The organism is Brevibacillus sp. 1238 (assembly GCF_029892995.1).
GTDB classification, from domain to species: Bacteria; Bacillota; Bacilli; order Brevibacillales; family Brevibacillaceae; genus Brevibacillus; species Brevibacillus parabrevis.
The window spans coordinates 1-9892 of the sequence record NZ_JARXWC010000028.1; the positions used below are offsets into that span (position 1 = coordinate 1).

Sequence of the window (9892 nt, forward strand, 5' to 3'; positions counted from 1 at the left end):
ACTAATCGGTCGAGGACTTATCCACACATGCTTAGCAATCATGCGTATTCAGTTTTGAAGGAACAAGCAGAAAAGCTGTATTCCCGATTACTTTTACGAGTAATGGAGAATGCAGCTTTTTTTGTATGAGAAAACGGGTTACTCGTCATCGTCACCAAATGTACGAGCTTGCCGGAGTGAAGAGTTTTTCCTCGTTTCCCTGAAATCGCCGATGGATTAGATCGGAAATTTCGTTTTTACATTGTAATCTTGCTCCACTATAGTATGGATTACAGAATTAATATACTGAAATTTCTGTTCATAATTCGTAATGAATGGGAAAGGAGCTTTTATGAAGCAGGATTCCTCAGTACGCTTCCACTATGCATGGGTAATTGCCGCAGTGACTTTCTTCATTCTTTTGATTGGTGCAGGGATTCGGTCGGCACCTGGAGTATTTATGGTGCCCGTTGAGCAAGAATTTGGCTGGAGCCGTTCTTCTATTTCCTTTGCTCTCTCTGTCAATTTGCTGTTATATGGTTTGGTTGGGCCGTTTGCTGCAGCAGTAATGGATCGTTTTGGCATCAGGCGCATTACAATTCTGGCTCTGTTCATGCTGGCATTAGGAGCTGCTCTGACTACATGGATGCAGTCATCCTGGCAGTTGACACTGTTGTGGGGAGTGGTTGTTGGTCTCGGGTCAGGGTGTACAGCATCAGTATTGGGGGCGATGATTGCCAATCGGTGGTTTGTTAAGCAACGTGGTCTGGTCATGGGGATTTTGACAGCAAGCGGTGCTACGGGACAGCTAGTGTTTTTGCCCTTGCTAGCCAGTTTGGCTGAATCGGATGGCTGGCGTATAGCGTCTTGGGTAATTGCTTCTGTCGCGCTCGTCATGGTGCCAATGGTTGCGATGCTGATGCGAAATCACCCTAGCGATAAAGGGCTATTCGCTTATGGGGCGACTGTAGCTGATCGAGAGCATGTCGCTCCGGCACAAAATCCGTTTCGGGCGGCAATGAAAGGGCTGTACACAGGTCTTCGTTCTTTTGATTTCTGGTTGTTGGCTGGCAGCTTTTTTATTTGTGGCTTGTCTACGAATGGTTTGATCGGAACTCATTTTATTGCTGCCTGTATGGAGCATGGTATTCCAGCAGTTACTGCCGCTAGTCTGCTCGCTATGATTGGGATTTTTGACATTATTGGAACGACCTTTTCCGGATGGCTGTCGGATCGTTACAATAATCGCTGGCTGTTGTTCTGGTATTATGGACTTCGCGGTCTTTCCTTGATGTTTCTTCCTACTGCGCTGTCATCTTCGACATTTAGTTTGGGGTTGTTCATCGTCTTCTACGGTTTGGACTGGGTTGCCACAGTTCCTCCGACAATGAGATTGACGACCGATATTTTTGGCAGAGAGCAAGCAGGGATTTTGTTTGGATGGATACTGGCCGCCCATCAATTGGGAGCAGCAGTAGCTGCTTACGGTGGTGGAGTCGTCTATACGGTATTGAACAGCTACTTCTTTATGTTTATTGTCGCAGGAGCATTTTGTCTGCTCGCTTCTTTTATGGTAATGAGAATTGGAAGGAACGCGCTCAGCGTAGATGTTTCCCGGAATATGTAACGGTAAAAGCGCGAAGTTAACCCCCAAGGATTCAGTACCTTGGGGGTTAGTTTTACGCAAGGGGGGCCAGCGGGAGAGAGATACGGAAAATAGCACCGCATAACGCGCCATTTTCAACTTCAATCCGGCCATGTGAACGCTCAATGATTGCTCTGGAAATAGCCAATCCTAGCCCTACCTCGCCATTTTTCCCTTTGACAAAGCGGTGAAACAAATGAGGCAGCAAATCTTCCTGGATGCCTGCTCCATCATCAATAACATGAACGGTTACAAAATGTTTCCCGACTTCCACAGCGATGACGATCTTTTCTCTGGCGTGTCGTAACGCATTGCCAATGATGTTGAGAAAAGCCTGGAGCACCTTTCCCTCATCTATATAAACAATGTCGGGAGTAGTGGCGGCACGAATTTGAATGGAAATCTTTTTTTGCAGTTGGAGTGGATGAAGTCGCTCAATTGCGCGGTTCACCAACTCCGTTGCCGAATGATCGGAGGGACGAAACAAATTTTCTTCACTCTCAAGCTTCGCCAGCAAAATGATTTCGGTAACGATATGCTTTAAGCGATTTGTTTCTTCTACGATAACATCCAATCCTTTTTGTGCCGCTGCCTCTGCGAAAACACCATCGCGTATTCCTTCCGCATATCCTTGAATCGACATGAGTGGAGTCTTTAATTCGTGTGAGGCGTTCTGTAAAAATTGCCGCTGAATTTCATGAAAGCGATCAAGCTCCTGCGCCATGGAGTAGACACTCTCTGCTACTTCTGCAATCTCCCCACGGGCCGGGACAAGCTGGACGTCAGAGAAGCGTCGAAACTGTATTTTTTTGATTTCTGTGGTCAGTTTGTTCAACGGTCGCACCATGCTGCGTGTGATAAAAAAACTGAGCAAAATCGTCGAAACAGCCCCGATGCATACGATCAGCAACATATTTGTCGTGAGTTCCATTCGCACATCTTTCAGCCCGCGAACTGGTGATGCGAGGATAAGGCGCTGCTTTTCATCGTTTTTAAGAGGAAGATTGACAACGACATAGTCGTCTTGGCCAATGATCCAGATGTTCTTATCTTGCCGTTTCTCCGCTTTCCGTTCCAAGGCTTGCAGCCAATCGTTTACATTCGAAGAAGGCAAGGTGGTATAAAGCACTTTCTTCTTTTTACCGATCAATAGCAACTCTACCTTGCGATTGGACACGAGCAGCTTGTCCAGCTCGGAGATGTCCGCATCTGTGATTTTTTGATCGGCAAGAGTCGTTTTTTCAATCCAGAACTGGCCTTTTAGCGTCAGTTCCTTCTTTTGCTGGGCAATTAAATGGTCGAGCAAAAAAGAATTGATCAGAACAGCAGATATTCCGGTCACCAGGCAAAGGAGCAGGGCGAACATCAAGGTGATACGCAACTGGATATTCATCCTTCGTTTGGCCCCTCCATTTTGCGCAAGCGATAGCCGAATCCCCAGACTGTCTCTAGCGGGATGTGATTCAATTTTTTGCGTATGCGGCGAATCAAATCATCGACGACACGGTCGCTGCCAAAATAGTCGTAGCCCCAGACGAGCGTCAGCAATTCATCTCGGGAAAAAGCCCGATCTGGATTCTCTGATAGCAGGCTGAGCACCTGAAATTCTTTTGCAGTCACTTCTACCTCGTGCCCCAGCGAATAGACGAGTCGTTTGTCTTTATCCAAAACGAGAAGACCTTCTGAAGCAGAGTTTTTACCTGGTGCTGGCGCCGCTACAGAGGCGAGTCCCGATTGTGAAGCAGGTTGACGCATATGTTCCCAACGTTTTAAAGCACGATTGACGCGCGCTACCAGCTCACGCGGGCTAAACGGCTTGGTTAAGTAATCATCGCTGCCAAGCTCCAATCCGAGTATTTTGTCCACTTCCTCATCACGAGCAGAAATCATGATGATAGGCGTTTCAGATTCCGCGCGGATGCGACGGCAAAATTCATATCCGTCAATACCGGGCAACATGATGTCTAAAACCCAAAGGTCAGGGGGAGCCTGTTCTTTTAGAAAAAAGGCTTCCTCTGCCGATCCTACGGCATCTATCAGGTAGCCTTCTTTTTGCAAATAGGCGGCAACAATCTGGCGAATGTTCACATCATCATCAACTATGGCGATACGAAAGTCTTTCATCGGGGTTCCTCCGCAGGGCTTATCTTCACAAGCTATTGTACAACAGTTTTTTCTCCGATCCGTTGCCAGCGCGGTTTTCCCATACTTTTCCCACACTTTTTTGCAAGCCTTACAGCTTTGTAAGATCCATGCAAGGCAAATCGATGGGAGAGACGCTTGGAAGCTTGTACAATCAAGGTAACAAACAAACGGAGGGGATACACCATGAGAAAACTAATGAAGATAGCCGTGCTGTTCTTCGGACTGCTGATCGACACCAAAACAATGATTCGCACCTCCGATTTGGAAATGATCGTTAAGCTGTAATGGTTTCGTTCAGCATTATCCAATGAATCAGAGCGGCAGGGCGTCGGGTATCCGGCGTCTTTTTTGTTTTGAAAAAGATGAACATGAATATGTCGATCGAGAGGCTCGCAGAATGGCAAGGGCAGGGGAGAAGTGCCATCGGCGGGTTGACTTTTAAAACATTACATATAATATTGTATTGAAAAGGATCAGGACTCGTATGGGAGAGTGAGTGTTATGTCAGAAAAAAAGGCGTTGTGGACGAAGGATTTTGTGATCCTGGCGCTCTCCAACTTTATGCTGTTTGTCGCTTTTCAGATGCTTCTGCCCACCCTTCCCGTATATGTGACTGATATGGGCGGAGATCAACTGGCGGTAGGGCTTGTCATCAGTCTTTTCACTGTGTCAGCGCTGCTTGTGCGTCCGTTTGCCGGGAAAGCGCTGGATACGATCGGGAGAAAGCCAGTCCTTTTACTCGGCTTGGCGATTTTTCTGCTGGCGGTTGCAGGCTACTATTGGATGGTCAGCGTGGCATTGGTGTTGGCGATTCGTTTTTTGCACGGGATCGGTTGGGGAATCGTCACGACGACTTACGGAACCATTGTGTCTGATATCATTCCTCGGGAACGCAGCGGAGAAGGTATGGGCTACTTCGGGATGTTCAGCAATTTGGCGATGGGCTTCGGTCCGCTTCTGGGGCTGTGGGTTTCGCAAAACTGGGGATACGGCTGGCTTTTTGCCATCTCAGCAGGCTTGACTGCGTTAGCGATGATACTGTCGCGCCTGGTAAAATTCAAACCGATTGTTCCGGCGAAAAAACAGCAAGGAAGCGTGTTAAGCGGGCTTTTGGAAAAGGCAGCGCTGTTTCCGTCCTTGTTGAATTTGTTGATCGGAATCATTTACGGAGGAATCGTCAGCTTTATTACTTTGTTCGGGATTGAGGTCGGAATCGTCAATATCGGGTTGTTTTTCTTGTTCAATGCGATTGCACTGATGGCGGTTCGGCCTTTGGCTGGGAAGTTGTTTGATCGCAAGGGGCCTGTGTGGATTTTGCTTCCCGGTGGAGTTATCCTGGGCGGCGGATTGCTTTTGCTGTCGTACAGTACGACTGAATGGCAGATGATCCTTGCCGCGATATTGTTTGGTATTGGTGTTGGCGGTGTGCAGCCTTCCTTGCAGGCGTGGACGATCAAACGTGTCGATCCGACCAGAAGGGGCGCGGCTACCGGGACGTTTTTCTCGGCATTTGATTTGGGGATCGGCGGTGGTGCCATGATTTTGGGGGCGATCGCCAAAATGACCAGCTTTGCCGTGATGTATCGTTATTCATTAGTAGCGCTCGGACTTTACTTGTTGATTTACCTCATTTATTTGGCCCGGCAAGGCAAAAAGACTGCTATGTCCGAATCGATTTCTTCTTGAGATCGGTTCGGCTTTTTTTATTTTTGCATAAGAAAAGCGGGTATGGCAAAACATAAGTGAATGTAAAACAGCTATGGAATAAAATGGTGTGTCGATGCTGCCGTAAAAGCGGAGCGAAAAACTGAGAAAAACAAGGGGAATCGATTGATTCGACTGGAATTTTTGGACGTGCCCTCTTTCTATATGGTATAATAACGTATTGTGATAACCAGTTGGAGGTTTACCGTTTATGGCAGAAGAAACTGCTCGGTTTCCCAAAGTCGATATTAGCCAAGAAATGAGAGAGTCGTTCATCAGCTATGCGATGAGCGTTATCGTCAGTCGCGCGCTGCCTGATGTTCGCGACGGTTTGAAGCCTGTGCACAGGCGTATTTTGTATGCCATGCATGATATGGGTCTTACTCCTGACAAAGCGTTCCGTAAATCGGCAAACGTAGTCGGGGAAGTAATGGCGAACTACCATCCGCATGGTGACTCTTCCATCTATGAAGCAATGGTAAGGATGGCTCAAGATTTTAATATGCGTTATATGCTCGTCGAAGGGCAAGGAAACTTCGGTTCTGTTGACGGTGACCCGGCAGCGGCCATGCGTTATACAGAGTCGCGTTTTTCCAAGCTGGCATTGGAGCTTCTGCGCGATATTGATAAAGAGACAGTTGATTTCACGCCTAACTACGACGGGCGCAAGGAAGAGCCTGTAGTCTTGCCTTCTCGTTTCCCGAACCTGCTTTTGAACGGTGCGTCGGGGATTGCCGTAGGGATGGCAACCAATATTCCGCCGCATAACTTGACGGAAGTGATTGATGGCGTCATTGCCATGATCGACAGTCCGGATATTACGGTTCAAGACTTGATGAAAATCATCAAAGGCCCGGATTTCCCTACAGCGGGAGAGATCCTTGGGGTAAGTGGCATTCGTCGTGCTTACGAAACGGGTCGAGGCTCGATTATCATGCGAGCGAAAACCCAAATTGAAGAGGAAAAGGGAAAACCGCGCATTATTGTGACGGAAATTCCTTATCAGGTAAACAAGGCAAGACTCGTTGAGAAGATCGCGGAGCTTGTCCGGGAAAAGAAAATCGAAGGCATTACCGATCTGCGCGATGAGTCTGACCGTAAAGGTATGCGCATCGTAATGGAGCTGCGCCGCGATGTCATTCCGAAAGTTGTGTTGAACAATCTGTTCAAGCATACGCAAATGCAGACTACTTTCGGTGTGAACATGCTGGCATTGGTCGATGGCCGCCCACGCGTCCTCAATCTGCGTGAGATGTTGTATTACTATCTGCAGCATCAACGCGTCATTATTCGCAGAAGGACCGAATACGATCTGAAGCAGGCTGAAGCGCGCGCTCATATTTTGGAAGGCTTGCGCATTGCCCTGGATCATATCGATGAGATTATCAGCCTGATTCGTTCTTCGCAAACAACGGAAGAAGCTCGAGAGGGGCTGATGAGCAACTTCGCCCTGAGCTACGAGCAGGCACAAGCGATTCTCGATATGCGTCTGCAACGCTTGACCGGGTTGGAGCGCGAGAAAATCGAGAACGAGTACCAGGAGCTGTTGGTGAAGATTGCGGAGCTGCGAGCTATTCTTGCTGATGAAGCCAAAATCTACGCGATTATTCGCGAAGAGCTCGGCGAAATCAAGGAGAAGTTCGGAGACGAGCGGCGCACCGCCATCGCTTTTGATGAAAATCATATCGAAGACGCTGATTTGATTCCGGAAGAGGATGTCGTAATTACGCTGACTCATGACGGATATATCAAACGTCTGCCTGTATCCACTTATCGTTCACAAAAACGCGGTGGACGGGGCGTTCAGGGATTGGGAACGAAGGATGACGACTTTGTTGAACATCTGTATATTACCAATTCTCATGACTACATCATGTTCTTCACAAGCAAGGGCAAGGTGTACCGTCTGAAAGGCTTTGAGATTCCAGATCTCAGCCGCACGGCAAAAGGCACTCCGATCATCAATCTGATCCAGATTGAAAAAGGGGAGCGGGTCAGCGCGGTCATTCCAGTCAAGGAATTTGATCATGAGCGATTCCTGTTCTTTGCTACAAAGAAAGGGATTATCAAGAAAACCACGCTGGAATCGTATGAGAACATTCGCAAAGGCGGACTGATTGCAGTCAATCTGCGTGAAGACGATGAGCTGATTGGTGTTCGTTTGACTGACGGGAAACAAGAGATCATTATGGGTACGCAAAAAGGGATGTCTGTGCGTTTTAACGAGGGTGACGTGCGGACAATGGGACGCAACGCAACCGGCGTGAAGGGAATTACGCTTGACGACGATGACAATGTCATTGATATGGACGTCATCAAGCCAAACGCGGAAGTTCTCATCGTAACGGCAAACGGTTACGGCAAACGGACTCCTGTTGAGGAATACCGTATTCAGTCGCGCGGTGGTAAAGGGATCAAGACGCACAATGTCACGGAACGCAGCGGGCATGTGGTCGGACTGAAAGTGGTGGAGCCAGAAGAAGATTTGATGATTATCACCACTTCCGGTATTATCATCCGCACGGAGATGAAGGGTATCTCTGTAATGGGACGTTATACGCAAGGCGTGAAGCTGATCCGTCTGTCTGAAAACGAACAGGTAGGTTCAGTAGCCAAATGCCCACCGAATGAAGATGATGACGATCTGGAGGACATGGAAGAAGCGGTTGACGGAGTTGACGCTCCATCCAATGTGGAACCAGACGATCACGAACCAACAGAAGAATAATGCCAAGATCATGAATGGAGCGCTCCGAGTTTTGTGGGGCGCTCTTTTTTGAACAGAAAGTTTGCCCAAACTGTTACTTTATTCCTGCAATTGGTTTGAAATTGGAGTAAAATTGGGAAAAGAAAACTATGTGATTACAAGTTGGATCGGGTGGTGACCAGGTTGCCCATCGTGGAAGTGAAGCAACTGAACAGCGGAGCAAGATTGGCAGAGGAAGTTTATACGGCATTAGGGGGAATCCTGTTTTCAAAGGGCACCCCTATTTACGAGAAAGAAATTGAATTTCTCGAAGCTTTTATGATTAAGAAGGTACATATCGAGGAAGTTGGGACTGGATATATATCTGAGCAAGCGGAAGCACCAGCGGAAGAGCCGGTGAAAAGTTCTGACAAGCCGCCTACCATCAAGCCAGCGATTCAGGAGTCTTTTGAAAAAGCGGTATCGACACTGAAAAACTTGATGATTCGTGTGCAGGGCGGAAATAACATTCCGGTGATGGAAGTGCGTGAGGTGGTTACGCCGATCATTACCGAGTTCCAGCAGCAACCGCAAGTATTGCTGTCATTGCGGCGTTTTGCGCGCATGGACAGCTATACGTATGAGCATGCGATTGCGGTCGGAATCATTTCTTATATGATTGCAAAATGGATCAAAGTTCCGGAAAAGGAATGGATGCAGGTTGCGTTGGCGGGAACTTTGCTGGATATAGGAAAGACGAAAATCGACCGCAGAATTTTGCAAAAGCCGGGGAAACTGACGGATGATGAATTTGAAGAGATCAAAAAGCATACCGTCTATGGCTATCAAATCATCAAAGCATCCCACGGTTTGAGTGAAGGCGTTGCCTTGGCAGCTTTGCAACATCACGAGCGGGAAGATGGATCGGGATATCCTTTGGGGTTGCCTGGTTCAAAATTGCACCTGTACAGCAAAATCGTTGCAGTAGCTGATGTGTATCATGCGATGTGCTCTGACCGCATTTATCAAAAAGCGCTCTCGCCGTACGAAGTAGTCGAGCAATTGGTGCAAGACAGCTTTGGCAAGCTAGACCCGACGATCGTGCGCACCTTTGTGGATGGGATTACGCAATTTGCAGTTGGAACGATTGTAGAGTTAAGTGACGGTACGATTGGGAAAATTGTATTTACGGACCGTAATCACCCTACTCGACCGATGGTAGAAGCCAAAGGGAGAATCGTAAATCTGGTGGAATCGAGACATTTGGCGATTCTTCGTGTCTTGGAGCAATCGTAAAAAGAGTGGAGAGGCGATAAAATTCGCCTCTTTTCATTTTTATTTAACGGATTTTAAATATATTTTAAAAAAGTGCTTGCGCATGTCTTTTATACGTGATAAGATACATCTTGTCGCTTCGCTAGAGGCGAACATCAAATAAGAAAAGAAGATAAAGGTATTGACTTCTTCAATCTCATTTGATAAAGTATTGAATTGTCGCTGCTGAGCGAAACGAGCCAAGAAAAAACTTCTTGCAAAAACTCAGCAGACATGATAAGATAGAAAAGTCGCCTTGAGAGGCGAAAAGAAAAAATACTCTTTGAAAACTGAACAGCGAAAGCGTTGATGAGTCTATCATTAAAATGATTTGCCAGCTTTGAACCAGTAACAAACTTTATTGGAGAGTTTGATCCTGGCTCAGGACGAACGCTGGCGGCGTGCCTAATACATGCAAG

General features: G+C 47.3%; 6 protein-coding genes and 1 rRNA gene. 5 read left to right on the forward strand and 2 right to left on the reverse strand.

Going from position 1 to position 9892, the window contains the following annotated elements:
• The first annotated feature begins 331 nt into the window (after positions 1-331).
• Positions 332-1606: an MFS transporter gene (locus M2298_RS28095; RefSeq protein ID WP_173598256.1), complete on the forward strand. Its 1275-nt coding sequence runs from the start codon at positions 332-334 to the stop codon at positions 1604-1606.
• Between the two features lie 52 nt (positions 1607-1658).
• On the opposite strand, the gene M2298_RS28100 is transcribed toward M2298_RS28095, so the two are convergent.
• Complete coding sequence (locus M2298_RS28100; RefSeq protein ID WP_173598257.1) at positions 1659-3017, reverse strand: sensor histidine kinase; 1359 nt, start codon at positions 3015-3017, stop codon at positions 1659-1661.
• On the reverse strand, positions 3014-3748 hold the full coding sequence (locus tag M2298_RS28105; RefSeq protein WP_274874641.1) for a response regulator transcription factor: 735 nt from the start codon (positions 3746-3748) through the stop codon (positions 3014-3016). Before M2298_RS28105 ends, M2298_RS28100 begins: the two co-directional genes overlap by 4 nt.
• A 522-nt stretch (positions 3749-4270) precedes the next feature.
• On the opposite strand from M2298_RS28105, the gene M2298_RS28110 reads away from it, so the two are divergent.
• The 4 genes from M2298_RS28110 to M2298_RS28125 all read left to right on the forward strand — a co-directional run.
• The gene (locus M2298_RS28110; RefSeq protein ID WP_173600196.1) at positions 4271-5455 is read left to right on the forward strand and encodes an MFS transporter; all 1185 of its coding nucleotides are present in this window, start codon (positions 4271-4273) and stop codon (positions 5453-5455) included.
• Between the two features lie 229 nt (positions 5456-5684).
• Positions 5685-8201 carry a DNA gyrase subunit A gene (gene gyrA, locus M2298_RS28115; RefSeq protein WP_173598259.1) on the forward strand — a complete coding sequence of 839 codons (2517 nt, stop codon included), beginning with the start codon at positions 5685-5687 and terminating at the stop codon, positions 8199-8201.
• A gap of 162 nt (positions 8202-8363) precedes the next feature.
• Positions 8364-9455, forward strand: a complete 1092-nt coding sequence (locus M2298_RS28120; RefSeq protein ID WP_173600197.1) for an HD-GYP domain-containing protein — start codon at positions 8364-8366, stop codon at positions 9453-9455.
• A 376-nt stretch (positions 9456-9831) separates the two neighbouring features.
• Positions 9832-9892 (forward strand): 16S ribosomal RNA (locus tag M2298_RS28125); the annotation flags it as partial.

Excerpts from the sequence above, each read along its gene's own strand:
- M2298_RS28105 (WP_274874641.1), bottom strand. The coding sequence starts at position 3,748 with ATGAAAGACTTTCGTATCGCCATAGTTGATGATGATGTGAACATTCGC.
- M2298_RS28100 (WP_173598257.1), bottom strand. The coding sequence starts at position 3,017 with ATGAATATCCAGTTGCGTATCACCTTGATGTTCGCCCTGCTCCTTTGC.
- M2298_RS28110 (WP_173600196.1), top strand. The coding sequence starts at position 4,271 with ATGTCAGAAAAAAAGGCGTTGTGGACGAAGGATTTTGTGATCCTGGCG.
- M2298_RS28095 (WP_173598256.1), top strand. The coding sequence starts at position 332 with ATGAAGCAGGATTCCTCAGTACGCTTCCACTATGCATGGGTAATTGCC.
- gyrA (WP_173598259.1), top strand. The coding sequence starts at position 5,685 with ATGGCAGAAGAAACTGCTCGGTTTCCCAAAGTCGATATTAGCCAAGAA.